Below are 15,620 nucleotides of genomic sequence, written 5' to 3' on the forward strand. Positions count from 1 at the left end.
CTCCTTGAAAACCATCATAGGCCTGCACACAAAAATCCGGACACTCCCTCTTTTGGGAGTGTCAGAATTTTTGTGTTCTAGGCATTTGCTCTGACGTTGCATCATTAGCTAGCCCGCCGGCTGTGAGTCGATACGGGGCCGGGTAAATCGTTCCTCATAGAGGACGGCGAACTGCTGCATGGCCTCGGTCCAATGGTGTGTGGCCGATCCCCATTTGACGGCGATGTTTCTGAGCGCCAGCCAGAGCAGCTTAATGGCTGCATCGTCGGTGGGGAAGTGGCCGCGCGTTTTGATGATCTTGCGAAGCTGCGCGTTTACGCTCTCTATCGCATTGGTCGTGTAGATCACGCGGCGGATCGCGGGCGGGAACACGAAGAATGGGATGACCTGCTCCCACGCGTCCTTCCAGGCCTTGACGATCATGGGGTATTTCAGTCCCCATGGGCTCGCAGCGAACTCATCGAGCGCCTCTTGCGCGGCCTGAGCGTTCACGGCGGCGTAGATCGGGCGCAGTGCCGCGGCGATGGTGCGCCGCTCCTTCCAGCCCGCGTAGCTCAGACTGTTGCGGATCAGGTGCACGATGCAGGTCTGCAGCGTCGTGGCCGGGAACACGACCTCTAGCGCCTGCGGCATCCCTTTTAAACCGTCGGTGACCGCGATCAGGATGTCCTGCACGCCTCGCGTTTTAAGGTCGTTGAACACCCGCATCCAGAACTTGGCGCCTTCAGTGGTCTCGATCCACAGGCCTAGAATCTCGCGTGAGCCATCCGGCAGCACGCCCAGCGCCAGATATACCGCCTTGTTCTGAACCAGGCCTTCATCCCGGATCTTGACCCGTAGTGCGTCGAAGAACACCACCGGCAGCATCGGATCCAGCGGCCGGTTCTGCCAGGCCTGCACCTCTTCCATGACTTCATCGGTCACCGAGCTGATGAATTCCGGCGACACATCAGTGCCGTATTGCTCGTCCAGAAATGCCCGGATCTCGCGCACGCTCATGCCTCGGGCGTACATCGCGATGATCTTGTCATCGAACCCCGTAAAACGCCGGGCGTGCTTGGGGATCAGGATCGGGGCGAAGCTGCCGTCCCGATCACGCGGGATATCGAGCTTCAGGGGCCCGTCATCGGTCAATACCGTCTTGCGGCTCTTGCCGTTGCGCTGGTTGCTGGACGCCTCGGGACGGGCCTGTCCTGCCGGATATCCCAGGTGCTGACCCAGCTCGGCGCCCAGCGCCCGTTCAATCAACGCCTTCTTCAGCAGCATGAACGTGTCCTGGACCGCCTCAGCCGTCATCGGTCCGGTTACAAGCTCATCGAGTAACCGCTCAGCACTGGCCGGCAGCGCCGGCTTGCTGGACTGCTTCGCGGACTTCGGGGTGCGTGCCATGGTCGGTCTCCTTGAAAACCATCATAGGCCTGCACACAAAAATCCGGACACTCCCNCAGCCGTCATCGGTCCGGTTACAAGCTCATCGAGTACCGCTCAGCACTGGCCGGCAGCGCCGGCTTGCTGGACTGCTTCGCGGACTTCGGGGTGCGTGCCATGGTCGGTCTCCTTGAAAACCATCATAGGCCTGCACACAAAAATCCGGACACTCCCTCTTTTCTTTTCTAAACGCCCCCGCCCACCCCAGGCCCACGCCACACCGGGCTCTTCGGTTGAATCTTTACGGGCGCCGGACACCTGACACGAGCAGGTGCTGCTGCCGCGCCACGCTTACTTCGCCGCCACCTTCTCCGGCGGCACCGGATTCTCCCAGCCGCCGCCGATGGCGCGGATCAGTCCCACTGTGGAGCGGGCCTGTTCGCCGGTCAATTGGACCGCGACGCGCTGTTGCAGGAGGACGCTGCGGTCGGCTTCGATCACGTCGAGGTAGCTGATGGAGCCTTCGCGGTACTGCGTGTGCGAGAGCTTTGCGGCGCGGGCGGCGGCTTCCACGGCGGCGTTCTGGGCCTTGGTCTGGTCGGCCAGAATGCGCAGGTTGGCCAGGTTGTCTTCGACTTCGCGGAACGCGTTCAGAACGGTCTGGCGGTAGACGGCGACGTCTTCCTCGTAGACGGCGCGGGCGCGGTCCAGGCCGGCCTGGCGGCGGCCGCCGTCGAAGATGGGCATGGACAGGGCGGCGCCGACCAGGGGGCCCAGCAGGAACGTGCGGCTGGACCATTGGAAGAGGTTGCCCAGCTCCGAGGACTCGTAGCCGAAGGCGCCGGTGATGTCCAGGCGCGGGAAGAACGCGGACTTGGCGGCGCCGACGCGGGCGTTGGCGGCGGCCATGGCGCGTTCGGCGGCGGCGATGTCGGGGCGGCGTTCGAGCAGCGTGGACGGCAGGCCGGCGGGGATGGTCAGCGCGATCTGTTCGATGGGCTGTGGCGGCATCGTGAATTCCGACGGGGCGCGGCCCAGCAGCACGGCCAGCGCGTGTTCGGCGGTGGCGCGGCGGCGGTCGATGCCCAGGGCCTCGGATTGCGCCGACGCGAGTTCGGCCTTGGCGCGCGCGAGATCCAGTTCACTGATGTCGCCCGCGTCGTAGCGGCGCTGGATCAGTTGCAGCGTGTCCGTGCGCAGCTTGACGGTCTGATGGTAGAGACGCGATTCGGCGTCCTGTTCGCGCACCAGGAAGTAGGTGGTGGCGACGTCGGCCTGCAGGGCCAGCAGCACCGAGCGGTACAGCGCTTCGCTTTGCTGCGCGTCGGCGGTGGCGGCGTCCACGGTCGATGCGACGCGGCCGAAGAGGTCGGCCTCGTAGGACACGGTGCCTTGGGCGCGCCACGTGGTGACGGGCGACGTGGACGTGCCATCGGGCAGGCCTTGCGACACGGCCGACGGACGTTGGCGGTTGGGGCCGAAGCCGGCGTCCAGGGTGGGGAAGAAGCCGGAACGCGCTTCGCGCTGCAGGGCGCGCGCTTGCGTCAGCCGCGCCGCGGCGGCCTGCAGGTCCTGGTTGGCGCGCTGGGCTTCCTCTTCGAGCTGGTTCAGGCCTTCGTCGCCGAACACTTTCCACCAGGCGCCGCGCAGCGCGTCTTCGGACGGCTCGGCGGGCTTCCACGTGCCGGCTTCGGACGCGGGCAGGGCGGCTTCCTTGAAGGCCGCCGGCGTGTCGGCCGAGGGCCGCTCGTAGGTGGGACCCACCGCGCAGCCGGCCAGCACCAGCAGCAGGGCGAGCAGGGCGGATCCTCGGGTCAGTCTTTTCATCATCATGACGTTTCTCTTTGGCGCGCGTCCCATCCCACTGGACAGGACGCGCTGGCTACTCTGGTTTGCCGGCCTACGCGTGGTGTTGCGGGGCGGGCGGCGCGTTCGGGTCGATGTGCGGCACGCAGACGGGCGCTTCGTGCGGCGCGGCCGAGTGCAGCTTCTTGCCGCCCAGCGAACGCAGCAGGACATAGAACACCGGCGTGAGGAACAGGCCGAACAGGGTCACGCCCAGCATGCCGAAGAACACGGCGACACCCATGGCGTGGCGCATTTCGGAGCCGGCGCCCGACGACAACACCAGCGGCACCACGCCCATGATGAACGCGATGGACGTCATCAGGATGGGGCGCAGACGCAGGCGGCTGGCCTCGATGGCGGCTTCGAGCGGCGTGCGGCCGTTCATCTCGAGCTCTCGGGCGAACTCCACGATCAGAATCGCGTTCTTTGCCGACAGCCCCACCAGCACCATCAGGCCGATCTGCGTGAAGATGTTGTTGTCGTTGCCGGTCAGGTAGACGCCGGTCAGCGCCGCCAGGATGCTCATCGGCACGATCAGGATCACGGCCAGCGGCAGGGTCAGGCTTTCGTACAGCGCGGCCAGCACCAGGAACACGAGCAGCACGCTGATCGGGAACACCCAGAGGCCGGCGTTGCCCGCCAGGATCTGCTGATACGTGAGGTCGGTCCATTCGAACTTGACGCCACGCGGCAGGGTTTCGGCGGCGACGCGCTCGGCCGCGGCCTGCGCCTGGTCGGACGAGAAGCCGGGGGCCGGTCCGCCGTTGATGTCGGCGGCGGTGTAGCCGTTGTAGCGCACGACCATTTCCGGCCCGAAAGTCTGCTTGACTGTGACCAGCGAGGACAGCGGCACCATGTCGCCGGCGGCATTGCGGGTCTTCAGTTGCAGGATGTCGTCGGCGTGCGCGCGGAACGGCGCGTCGGCCTGCGCACGCACCTGGAACACGCGGCCAAAGCGGTTGAAGTCGTTGACGTACATGGAGCCCAGGTAGATCTGCATGGTGTCGAAGACTTCGGTCACCGGCACGCCCAGCTGCTTGGCCTTGACGCGGTCCAGGTCCACGTCAAGCTGCGGGACGTTGATCTCGTAGCTGGAGAACGTGGGGCCCAGTTCGGGCGTCTGACGCGCCTTTTCCAGGAAGGCCTGCTTGGCCTTGTCCAGTTCGGCGTAGCCCAGCGCCGCGCGGTCTTCCAGCTGGAGCTTGAAGCCGCCCAGCGTGCCCAAGCCCATGACGGGCGGCGGCGGGAACACGGCGATGAACGAATCCTGGATGGCTGCGAACTTCTGGTTCAGCGAGGCCGCGATGGCGTTGCCGGACAGTTCGGCGCCCCGGCGTTCGTCGAACGGCTTGAGCGTGACGAACACGATGCCCGCGCTGGAACTGTTGGTGAAGCCGTTGATCGACAGGCCCGGGAAGGCAATGGCCGACTGCACGCCGGGTTCCTTCAGGGCGATGTCGCTCATGCGGCGGATCACGTCTTCGGTGCGATCCAGCGAGGCGCCGTTGGGCAGCTGCGTGAAGCCGATCAGGTACTGCTTGTCCTGCGCGGGCACGAAGCCGCCGGGCACCAGGTACGACACGCCGAGGGTCGCGGCGACCAGCACGGCATAGACGCCCATTGCGCCGGCCTTGCGGCGGATGACGCTGGCCACGCCCGTGCCGTAGGACTCGGACGCGCGGCCGAACATGTTGTTGAACCAGTTGAAGAAGCGGCCGAAGACGCGATTCATGCCGCGGGTCAGCCAGTCGGGCTTGTCGTGGTGGCTCTTGAGCAGCAGGGCCGACAAGGCGGGCGACAGGGTCAGCGAGTTGAAGGCCGAGATCACCGTCGAGATGGCGATGGTCATGGCGAACTGCTTGTAGAACTGGCCGGTCAGGCCCGTCATGAAGGCCAGGGGCACGAACACGGCGCACAGCGTCAGCGCGATGGCGATGATGGGACCGCTGACCTCGCGCATGGCGCGATAGGTCGCGTCGCGTGGACTCAAGCCGGCCGCGATGTTGCGCTCGACGTTTTCGACCACCACGATGGCATCGTCCACCACGATCCCGATGGCCAGCACCATGCCGAACAGCGACAGCGCGTTGATGGAGTAGCCGAACATCAGCAAGAGCGCGAACGTCCCCACGATGGACACGGGCACCGCGAGCAGCGGAATGATGGACGCGCGCCAGGTCTGCAGGAACAGGATCACGACCAGCACGACCAGCGCGATGGCTTCGAGCAGCGTGTGCACGACGGCTTCGATACTGGAACGCACGAACTGCGTGGGGTCGTATTCGATGCGGTATTCCACGCCCGGCGGGAAGTCCTGGGCCAGCTCGGCCATCGCCGCGCGCACCTGGCTGGACACGTCCAGCGCGTTGGCGCCCGGCGATTGCATGATGCCCATGCCCACCGCCTGCTTGTTGTTCAAGAGCGAGCGCAGGCCGTATTCCTGCGCGTCCAGTTCAACCCGCGCCACGTCGGACAGGTGCGTGACCGCGCCGTCCGGCGAAGTCTTCAGGATGATGTCGCGGAATTCCTCTTCGGTCTGCAGGCGGCCGCGCGCATTCACGTTCAGCTGCAACGGCACGTCGCCTTGCGTGGGCGAGGCGCCGATCACGCCGGCCGCGACCTGCACGTTCTGCTCGCGGATCGCGTTGACGACTTCGGACGCGGTCATGCCGCGCTGGGCGACCTTCTGCGGATCGAGCCACACGCGCATGGAGTAGTTGCCCGAGCCCCACACCGTGACTTCGCCCACGCCCGTGATGCGCGACAGGCGGTCCTTCACGTTCAGGATCGCGTAGTTGCGCAGGTACGTGATGTCGTAGCGGTCGTTGGGCGAGATCAGGTGGACCACCAGCGTCAGCGTGGGCGAGCTCTTGGCCGTGGTCACGCCCAGACGCTGCACGTCCGGCGGCAGGCGCGGCAGCGCCTGCGACACGCGGTTCTGCACCAGCTGCTGCGCCTTGTCCGGGTCGACGCCCAGCTTGAAGTTCACCGTCAGCGTCAGGTTGCCGTCGCTATTGGCCTGCGACTGCATGTACAGCATGTTCTCCACGCCGTTGATGGATTCTTCCAGCGGCGAGGCGACGGTTTCGGCGATGACCTTGGGGTTGGCGCCCGGGTACTGCGCGCGCACCACCACCGACGGCGGCACGACTTCCGGGTATTCGGAGATGGGCAGCTGGAACATGGCCAACAGGCCCGCCAGCAGCACCAGGATCGATAGGACGCCGGCGAAGATCGGCCGGTCGATGAAGAATTTCGAGATATTCATAAACGTTCTCGTTCGACGCGTCGGCTCAGTTCTGTGCCGAGGCGGTCTTGACCGGGTTGCCGGGGGTACGCTTGGCCGCAACCATGGGGACGACAGTGGGGGTCACGGCGTCGCCGGGGCGGATGCGCTGCAGGCCGTTGACGACGATGCGCTCGCCGGCGGCCAGGCCCGAATCCACCACGCGCAGGCCTTCCTGGTTGGCGCCCAGCTTCACCTGGCGGTAGACGGCGTGGTTCTTGTCGTCCAGGACGAGCACAAAGCGCTTGTCCTGGTCGGTGCCGATGGCGCGTTCGTCGATCAGCACGGCCGCGCGCGGCTCGCTGCCGCCCAGGCGGATGCGGGCGTACAGACCGGGCAGCAGCGTGCCGTCGGCGTTGTCGAATTCGGCGCGCACGCGGATGGTGCCGGAGGTGGCATCCAGGCGGTTGTCCACCGATTGCACGGCGCCCGTGCGCGAGTAGCCGTCTTCGTTGGCCAGGCCCAGTTCGACCGGCACCGCGCCGGCGCGGCCGTTGCGCACCGGGTTCACGTAACGCAGGAACGTTTGTTCGTCCACGTCGAACGATGCGTACATCTTGGACACCGACACCAGCGTGGTCAGCGGCACCGACGCGGCGCCGGCGGCCACCACGTTGCCTACCGTGACCTCGGCGCGCGACACGCGGCCGTCCACGGGCGCCTCGATGCGGGTGTAGCCCAGGTTCAGCTTGGCGTAGTCCAGCGCGGCCTGCGCGCCTTGCAGGTTGGCGGCGGCTTCGCGGGCGGCGTTCTGCTTTTCCTCGAAGTCGCGGCGGGCGATGGCGTTGTCGGCCAAGAGGCGCTGGCCGCGGGCCAGTTCGGACGCCGTGTAGGCGGCCCGGGCCTTGGCGGCCGTCAGCGCGGCGGCGGCGCGGTCCACCTCGGCCGCGTAGGGGCGCGGGTCGATGGTGAAGAGCACGTCGCCCTTCTTGACGATGCTGCCGTCCTTGAAGTGGACGGCGGTCAGCGTGCCGGACACGAGCGGCCGGATGTCCACACGGTCGATGGCCTCCAGGCGGCCGGAATAGCGCTGCCAGTCGACGATGGTCTTGTTGACCACCTCGGCCACCTCGACCGGGGGCGCGGCGGGGGCGCCCTGCGCCATGGCGACATTGCCGCCCGCGGGACCGCGGGTGAGGGCGTAGCCGCCACCGGCCGCCAGCACGGCTGCAAATACGACGAGCACAGCAATACGTTTACGCGAAACCATGGTGTTTCCTTGAGTGGTTCTTTAGAGGCGGAAGCGCGCTTGCCCGGAATGCGGGAACACAGAAGACGGCGGTGCGGGGATGCCAAGCCTAAGAATCCAGGGTCATATGAATATGCTGCAATGCAGCATCGACCGGGGTCGCTGATCTGGAGGCGGTGGCCGCCGGGTAAGGGCGGGCCGCTGCGGTGCGGAATCTGAGGATTGACATGCCCTTTTCTTGCGCCGGGCGGCAAGGGCACTTCAAGATGGTTTGCATTCTGAGTGTTTTGTCCGGGCGGATAAACCTGTCTTTCCCGGCAACACTGTTCGTGGAGAATGACTAATCAGCGGCGAAATCGGGTTATGCTCCGTTCACCCCGACTTATTTGCCTAAGGACACCCTTGCCATGGACCGCTTTCAGGCTATGCAGGTGTTTGTGCGCGTCGTGGACGCCAATAGCTTCACCCGGGCGGCCGACAGCCTATCGCTTCCGCGCACCACCGTCACCACCATCATTCAGAATCTGGAACGCCTCCTGGGCGTGCGCCTGCTGAACCGCACCACCCGCCGCATTGGCCTGACGCCCGACGGCGCGGGCTATTACCAGCATTGCGTGCGCATCCTGGCCGACGTCGAAGAAACCGAGGCGTGCTTCCAGGAAGCCGCCCTGCGTCTGAAGGGCCGCCTGCGCATCGACGTGCCCACCTGCATCGGCCGGCTGATCCTGATCCCCTCATTGTGTGATTTCCACGACAAATACCCCGACGTCGAGCTGGTGCTGGGCCTGGGCGACCGTCCGGTCGATATGGTCCAGGAAGCCGTGGACTGCGTGATCCGCGCCGGCGACCTCGAAGACTCCAGCCTGGTCGCCCGCCGCATCGGCACCCTGCAGACCGTGACCTGCGCGTCCCCCACGTACGTGGCGCGCCACGGCATGCCGCAAACCATCGAATCGCTGCGCGATCACCATGCGGTGCATTATTTTTCCAGCCGCACCGGCCGCAATTGCGCCTGGGACTTCAAGGTGGACGGCAAGCACCAGGAAGTGGACATGAAGGGCACGGTGGCCGTGAACGAAGCCGGCGCCTACCTGGATTGCGGCCTGAAAGGCTTCGGCCTGATCCAGACCGCGCGTTACATGGCGCTGCCGTACCTGCAATCGGGCGAGCTGATCGAGATCCTGCCGCAGTGGAAACCCAGCTCCACGGCCATTTCGGTGCTGTATCCGCAGAGCCGGCAGTTGTCGCCCAAGGTGCGGGCCTTTACCGATTGGGTTGCCGACCTGTTCGCCGGCTGCCCGCTGCTCAGCGGCCGCGACGAGACCGATCCGGCTGCCGCTTCTTGCGCCGTGTATCAGCGCAACCAGGGTCAGACCGCGCCGGCGCAACCGCCTGTGCCGGCCATCCCGGCGCTGGCCGACATGGCCCCGCGCCGCCGCACCGCTCGCGAAGAAGCCGCCGAATACCTGCTGTAAGCCATCGCGTCCGGCGCAACGACATGGCGGACCCTCGGGTCCGCCATGTGCGTTAAGCGCGGGAAACCCCGTAGTAAATACAGCCCTTACGTCCCTCGAATCGCATGAAACGTCTGTATAGTCCGACAGTCAAAGCCTACAACGCCCTTACAGTCGATTCGCGCTATGCAGCCTGTTCTACCCGCTTACCTCATTGCCCGATGGCTGTTGCTGCTTGTGCTGTTGGCGGGGGTTTACTTTCTTAGCGGATTCCTGGTCCCGGCCCTGGCGGCGCTGATCATCGGCCTGGCCAGCTGGCCCTTGTATCAACGCCTCGTCGTCCGGTGCGGCGGCCGTACAACAGTGGCCGCGTCGCTGGCGCTGCTGGTCGTCGTCGTGGTGCTGATCGTGCCGTTGTCGCTGGCCTTGTCCTATGCCATCAAGGAAGCCAGCGCGTTCGTCGCCTGGGCCATCGCCGCCAACCGGCATGGCGTGGACGTGCCCGCGTGGATTTCCTCGATGCCGGTCGTGGGCGACCGCCTGGCGCAATACTGGGAATCCTATATTGGCCAGCCCCACGCGCTGGGCGCGCTGGTCGAAGCGGTCAGCGGCGAGCACCTGGGCAACATCTACCGCATGGCGCTGGCCGCCACGGGCAACGTCTTCCAGTTGCTGCTGACGGTCCTATTCATGCTGATCACGCTGTTCTTCGTCTACAAGGACGGCATCCGCATGGTCGCGCAGCTGGATGTGCTGGGCGAACGCATCCTGCCGGCGCGCTGGCAGCGCTTTTCGCGCGTGGTGCCGGCCACCATCAATTCCACCGTCACCGGCATGGGCCTGATCGCGCTGGGCGAAGGCGTCGTGCTGGGCATCGCCTATTGGGTCGCGGGCGTGCCGTCTCCCGTATTGCTGGGCGTGGTCACCGGGTTCATGGCCCTGATCCCAGGCGGCGCGCCGCTGTCGTTCACGCTGGTGTCCCTGTATCTGGTGGGCTCGGGCCATGTGGTCGCGGGCATCGCGCTGATGGTCTGGGGCAGTGTCGAACTCTTCATCGTCGACAAGACGCTGCGCCCGCGCCTGGTGGGCGGCCCGGTCAAGCTGCCGTTCCTGCCGACCTTCTTCGGCCTGGTGGGCGGCGTGAAGACCATGGGCATCGTGGGATTGTTCGTGGGCCCGGTGCTGATGGCGCTGCTGGTGGCCGTCTGGCGCGAATGGGTCCACCACGAAGTCCAGGAGCGCGACGCCGCCCGGCTGGGCGCGCCTGCCGTCCACCCCGAGAAGACCCCCGCGGGCTGAGGCCGTTTTGGTAATCTAGCCATCCCGCGTGACCGGCGCCTTGCCGGTGCGCGCCTGCCCGCCCGCAGACGCGCCGCTTTCCGACGCGGGCTGTGAGGATCGAGATGTCCGGGTTATTGCCAGATGATCAGATAGCCGTGCTGCGTGAGCAGGGCTTCGTGGTGGCGCGCCAGTTCGCCAACCCCGAAGAGGTCGCCGCGCTGCGCGCGCTGGCCGAGCGCCATTTGCGCGATCACGTTGCACCCATCGAATACGAAGCCGACCTGCGCTACCCCGGCGCGCCGGTATCCCGCACCGCCGAAGGCGGCCTGACGGTGCGGCGGCTACTCAACGCCTACGCGCGCGACCCGTTGTTCGCGCAATGGGCCACCAACCCGCGCATCGGGCAGTGGCTGCAGCGCTACTTCAACGAGACGCCCGTGCTGTCCACCGTGCACCACAACTGCGTGATGACCAAGCATCCCGCGTATGGCAGCCTGACCGGCTGGCACCAGGACATCCGCTACTGGTCTTTCTCGGACACGGATCTGGTGTCCTGCTGGCTGGCCCTGGGGCCAGAGACGCGCGCCAACGGCGGCCTGTCGTTCATTCCCGGTTCGCACAAGGCGGCCTATACGCCGGAACAATTCGACGAAAAGAAGTTCTTCCGCGAGGACGTGCCGCAGAACGCCGAATGGATCGCGCGCGCCGTCTGCCCGGAACTGCAGGCGGGCGACGTCGTGTTCTTTCACTGCCGCACCTTGCACGCCGCGCAGGGCAACAGCAGCGACCGCGTGAAGTTGTCGGTGGTTCACACCTATCACCCCGAGTCTTGCCATCCGGTGCCGGGCACGCGTTCGTCGTCGCAGGCAGGCGTGGCGCTGACGAAGGCGTGATGCCTCGCGATGCCCGTAGACTGTCGAATCCCCATCCCGCGCGCCGGCATGGCAACCATGCCGGCCCGGTCCGCAATCCCTCTTTGGAACTGAAGCAACATGCGTGAAAAGATCGTCTTCATCGGCGGCGGCAATATGGCCTCCGCCATCATCGACGGGCTGCTCGGCCAGGGCCGGGCGCTGACCGATTTTCTGGTGATCGAGCCCTACGCGCCCACGCGCGAGGCGCTGGTCGCGCGCGGCTTGCCGTGCCTGGAGCAGGTCAGCAGCGACATCGGCGACGCGGGCCTGTGCGTGCTGGCCACCAAGCCGCAGGTGCTGCGCGAGGCGTGTGGCCAGGTCCGTCAGCATCTGCCGGCCGACGCCACGGTGGTCAGCATCGCGGCGGGCGTGGAACTGGCAGCGCTGTCGGACTGGCTGGGCGGCCACGCGCGCATCGTGCGTGCCATGCCCAATACGCCCGCAAAGGTGGGGCTGGGCATGACTGGCCTGTACGCCACCCCGGCCTGCGGCCAGGCCGAGCGCGATCAGGTCGACGCGCTTTTCGCGGCCGTCGGTGAGCGCATCTGGACCGACAGCGAAGCCATGATCGACGCCGTCACCGCGGTGACCGGTAGCGGTCCCGGCTACGTGTTTCACTTCATGGCGGCGCTGGAGAAGGGCGCTGTCGAGCTGGGCTTCACGCCTGCCGACGCCCGCCGGCTGGCGGTCGCCGCCTTCCGCGGCGCGGCAGAGCTTGCCGCCAGCGAAGACGTGCCGCTAACCGAATTGCAGGAACGCGTCACGTCCAAGGGCGGCACCACCTACGCCGCGCTGTCGCACATGCAGCAGGCGGGCGTGGCCGAGGCCATCACGCAGGCGGTGCACAAGGCGCAGCAGCGCGCTCGCGAACTGTCCGCGGGCTAAGCGCGCCGGCACGGCCGCGCCGCAAGTCCGAACGCGGTCAGCGCTGACGGCCCAGCCGCCACAACAGCGCGGCCGCCAAAAGAATGGCCGCGACGTTGAACTGCATGGCTGACGCGAATGCCTGCGCATGGCGCTCGGCCACGCCCGCATCCGCATGGGCTTGCAGCGCACCGCCATACAGCATGCCCGCGGCCGATACCCCAAGCGCCGCGCCCACCTGCTGCAGGGTCGACACCACGCCGGCGGCCATGCCGGCCTGGCGGTCCTGGACCAGTCCCATCGCCAGGTTCACCAGCGGCGTGTTGACCGCGCCTTGGGCCGCACCCAGCCACACCAGCGCGGGCAAGAGCGCCCAAGGGTCCAGATCGGCGCCCGCAAGTTCCGTGTGCAGCATCAGGGCGGCCGTCGCGCCGCCGTACAGCAGCGCGGCCAGCGCGATCGCCCGCGTCCCATACCGGGCAACCAGCCGTGGCGCGGCCATCGACCCGGCGACGAACCCGACGCTGGCCGGCGCGAAGATCAGGCCGGCCGTCAGCGCATCGCGTCCAAAGCCAGTCTGCACCAGCAGCGCATAACAAAGAAACATGGCGCTGGCGGTGGAGAACACCAGCATCACGACAAGGCAACCGGCCGCAAAGCGCGGCTGCGTCAGCAAGGCCATGTCCACCAGCGGCGCGCCGCCGCGCGCGGCGATCCGGCGCTGCAACCGCACGAATGCCGTCAACGCGGCCACCGATGCCGCGCCGCAGGCGAGCGTCCAGGCCGGCCATTGACGTGCCGGACCCTCGATCAGCGCCAGCAGCAGCAACGCCAATCCCAGCCCCACGAGGGCGGCTCCAGCCCAATCCATCGCCGCGCCGGAAGGTTCGGCGGATTCAGGGATGTGACGCGCCAGCCAGCAAGCCAACAGACCCAGCGGCAGGTTGACAAGGAAGATGGTGCGCCAGGCCAGGCCGAACAGATCCGCATGGACGATCCATCCGCCCAGCACCTGCGCGGCGATGGCCGCGAGGCCCAGCGTCATGCCAAGCCACGCAAACGCCCGCCGCCGCGCGTGGCCCTCGAAGCTGACGCGGATCAGCGCATACACCTGCGGAAACAGCAGGGCCGCCGCGGCGCCTTGCACAATGCGCGCGGCGATCAGCGTGTCCGGCGTGGGCGCCAGGCCGCACAACGCGGATGCCAACGCGAAACCCGCCATGCCCAGCATGAACAGCCGCCGCCTGCCGTGCCGGTCGCCCAGCCGGCTGCCCGCGATCAGCAGCACCCCGTACGCCAGTTCGTAGGCGGCGATGATGAAGTTGATTTGCGCGAAGCTGGCCGACAGTGTCGCTTGCATGCTGGGAATGGCCACGTTCACGACGAAGAGGTCGAAGATCGTGATGAATCCGCCGGAGAGCAGCACCGCCAGGCCAAGATTGCCCAGGCGCGGCGAATCGGCGTGGGGGAGGGCGGGGGAGGGCGTGGCGGGAAGGCAGGAGGTCGACATGGAAAAGGCCGGAAAGTCAGGATCGGCGCTATTCTGGTCGGACCTTCAGCCTTATACAATTTAGCTGTTTATGCTATTACTGCCTGCAACAGCGTCATGACCGCATCCCTGCCTTCAACCCCGTCCGCGCCGGCTACGGCGCACCGTCTGGACCGCACCCGCGCCGATCTTTCCGAATTCCTGCGGCTGCGCCGCGAGCGGCTGACCCCCGCCGACCTTGGGCTGCCGCCCGGCCGCCGCCGCCGCACGCCGGGGCTGCGGCGCGAGGAGGTCGCGGCGCTCGCGGGTGTCGGGCTGGCCTGGTACACGTGGTTCGAACAGGGCCGCAACATCAGCGTGTCGGCGGCGTTTCTGGAAAACCTGTCGCGCGTGTTGCGGCTGGACGATGCCGAGCGCCGCCACCTTTACCTGCTGGCGCATCAGCGCCCGCCAGCCGAGACGGGCCGCACGTGGTGCACCGTGCCCGCGCAGGTCCGCCGCCTGATGGATGACCTGCCCGCGCGCCCCGCGTACATCCTGAATCTGCGCTGGGACGTCGTGGTGTGGAACGCCGCCGCGGACAAGGTGTTCAATTTTTCCGGGCAGGCGCCGGGCCGCCGCAACCTGCTGTGGATGCTGTTCGTGGACCCCGCGATGCGCGAGCGCTTCGTGGACTGGACGGCGCAGGCGCCTCGCATGCTGTCCTCGTTCCGGCGCGATTTCGCCAGCGCCGCCGGGGTGCCTGACATCGCCGAACTGGTCGATGAGTTGGAACGGGTGTCGCCCGATTTCCGGACCTGGTGGCGCGAACACGACGTGCATGGTTCGTGCATGGGCCTGCGCACGCTGCATGTGGAATCACTGGGCGACATCGCATTCGAGCACGCCACCTTGAGCGTCGACGAAAGCCGTCACTTGCGGCTGGTGGTCTATGCGCCCGCGCCGGACGAACCCAAGGCGGCGGACTTCGCCCGATGGGTACTGATGGGTGCCACCGCGCCGGGCGAGCCGCTGCGATAAGACGCGCTGACGTCCTGCCGGCGCCGGAAAAAACGGGGGAGTTGACGCCGCCAAAGCGGCAGGTATATCGTACGAGCTATCGTAAGACATATCGTAAGAGGCATTCATGTCCCCCTTTTCGTTCATCGCCGCCGTCCAGCGCGCTGCCGGCGGACGCCGCGCCCATGGCCATCACGGCCATTGTCAGCATCATGGTCGCCACGGCCACGCCCATCCCCACGCCCCGCATCCCGGCCATCACGGCGGCCATCATCATGATCACCATCCGCGTCACGCCAGCGCGGGCGGTGATTGGTTCTCGGGTGGCGCCCACGGCCGCGGCGACGCAGACGGCTTCGGCGGCGACGGCCGGGGCTTCACCCGCAGCCGCAAGGTGTCCAGCGACGACTTGCAACTGATGCTGCTCGGGCTGCTGGAGCAGAACCCCAGCCACGGCTACGAACTCATCAAGGCGCTGGGCGCGCTCAGCAACGGCTTCTACACTCCCAGCCCCGGCATGGTGTATCCCGCGCTCACCTATCTGGAAGAACTGGGCTACGCCACCGTCGAACAGGAAGGCGCCAAGAAGCGCTATCACCTCGCGGAACCCGGCAAGACGCACCTGGACGCCAACCGCGAGCGCCTGACGCTGATGTTCAACAAGCTCAAGCACGTGGCGCGCAAGATGGACTACATGCGCCAGGCCTGGAGCGGCCAGCCGCGCGAGACCGGCCCCGAGGGCGAGGACACCCGCACCGGCTGGCTGCCCGAATTCGTCGAGGCGCGCCAGGCGCTCAAGCGCGCGTTGCTGGATCGCACCGACGCCTTGCCCGCCGAACAACGACGCATCGCCGGCATCCTGGCGCGTGCGACCGACGAGATCAACGGCAAGTCCAGCGCCTGATCCCGTCCCAACTGACTGGAGTAC

11 protein-coding genes are annotated in these 15,620 nt (G+C 66.9%); 6 read left to right on the forward strand and 5 right to left on the reverse strand.

Features of this window, described 5'->3' with window-relative positions:
• Positions 1–108 precede the first annotated feature (108 nt).
• The 4 genes from ASD87_RS18095 to ASD87_RS18110 form a co-directional block, all read right to left on the reverse strand.
• A complete protein-coding gene (locus ASD87_RS18095) occupies positions 109–1,389 on the reverse strand; it encodes an IS256 family transposase (RefSeq protein WP_056324690.1) in 1,281 nt (426 codons plus the stop codon).
• A gap of 330 nt (positions 1,390–1,719) precedes the next feature.
• A complete protein-coding gene (locus tag ASD87_RS18100) occupies positions 1,720–3,201 on the reverse strand; it encodes an efflux transporter outer membrane subunit (protein ID WP_162256797.1) in 1,482 nt (493 codons plus the stop codon).
• 67 nt (positions 3,202–3,268) lie between these two features.
• The gene (locus ASD87_RS18105; protein ID WP_056324693.1) at positions 3,269–6,484 is read right to left on the reverse strand and encodes an efflux RND transporter permease subunit; all 3,216 of its coding nucleotides are present in this window, start codon (positions 6,482–6,484) and stop codon (positions 3,269–3,271) included.
• A 25-nt stretch (positions 6,485–6,509) separates the two neighbouring features.
• Positions 6,510–7,712: an efflux RND transporter periplasmic adaptor subunit gene (locus ASD87_RS18110; protein WP_056324696.1), complete on the reverse strand. Its 1,203-nt coding sequence runs from the start codon at positions 7,710–7,712 to the stop codon at positions 6,510–6,512.
• A 386-nt stretch (positions 7,713–8,098) separates the two neighbouring features.
• Between ASD87_RS18110 and ASD87_RS18115 the strand changes: the two genes are divergently transcribed.
• The 4 genes from ASD87_RS18115 to proC all read left to right on the forward strand — a co-directional run bounded on the left by ASD87_RS18115 (position 8,099) and on the right by proC (position 12,225).
• The gene (locus ASD87_RS18115) at positions 8,099–9,166 is read left to right on the forward strand and encodes a LysR family transcriptional regulator (RefSeq protein WP_056324699.1); all 1,068 of its coding nucleotides are present in this window, start codon (positions 8,099–8,101) and stop codon (positions 9,164–9,166) included.
• 165 nt (positions 9,167–9,331) lie between these two features.
• The gene (locus ASD87_RS18120; protein WP_056324702.1) at positions 9,332–10,444 is read left to right on the forward strand and encodes an AI-2E family transporter; all 1,113 of its coding nucleotides are present in this window, start codon (positions 9,332–9,334) and stop codon (positions 10,442–10,444) included.
• 104 nt (positions 10,445–10,548) lie between these two features.
• Entirely contained in the window at positions 10,549–11,319 is a 771-nt protein-coding gene (locus tag ASD87_RS18125; protein WP_056324705.1) for a phytanoyl-CoA dioxygenase family protein, read from the forward strand.
• Positions 11,320–11,418: 99 nt separating this feature from the next.
• Positions 11,419–12,225 carry a pyrroline-5-carboxylate reductase gene (gene proC, locus ASD87_RS18130; protein WP_056324707.1) on the forward strand — a complete coding sequence of 269 codons (807 nt, stop codon included), beginning with the start codon at positions 11,419–11,421 and terminating at the stop codon, positions 12,223–12,225.
• Between the two features lie 37 nt (positions 12,226–12,262).
• On the opposite strand, the gene ASD87_RS18135 is transcribed toward proC, so the two are convergent.
• A complete protein-coding gene (locus tag ASD87_RS18135; protein ID WP_056324710.1) occupies positions 12,263–13,714 on the reverse strand; it encodes an MFS transporter in 1,452 nt (483 codons plus the stop codon).
• Positions 13,715–13,810: 96 nt separating this feature from the next.
• Here ASD87_RS18135 and ASD87_RS18140 point away from each other — a divergent pair, with 96 nt between their 5' ends.
• Positions 13,811–14,713: a helix-turn-helix transcriptional regulator gene (locus tag ASD87_RS18140; RefSeq protein WP_056324712.1), complete on the forward strand. Its 903-nt coding sequence runs from the start codon at positions 13,811–13,813 to the stop codon at positions 14,711–14,713.
• Between the two features lie 106 nt (positions 14,714–14,819).
• Positions 14,820–15,596, forward strand: a complete 777-nt coding sequence (locus ASD87_RS27365) for a PadR family transcriptional regulator (protein WP_235512745.1) — start codon at positions 14,820–14,822, stop codon at positions 15,594–15,596.
• Positions 15,597–15,620 lie beyond the last annotated feature (24 nt).

It is taken from the genome of Achromobacter sp. Root170 (assembly GCF_001428165.1).
In the GTDB taxonomy this organism is placed as follows: Bacteria; Pseudomonadota; Gammaproteobacteria; order Burkholderiales; family Burkholderiaceae_B; genus Achromobacter; species Achromobacter mucicolens.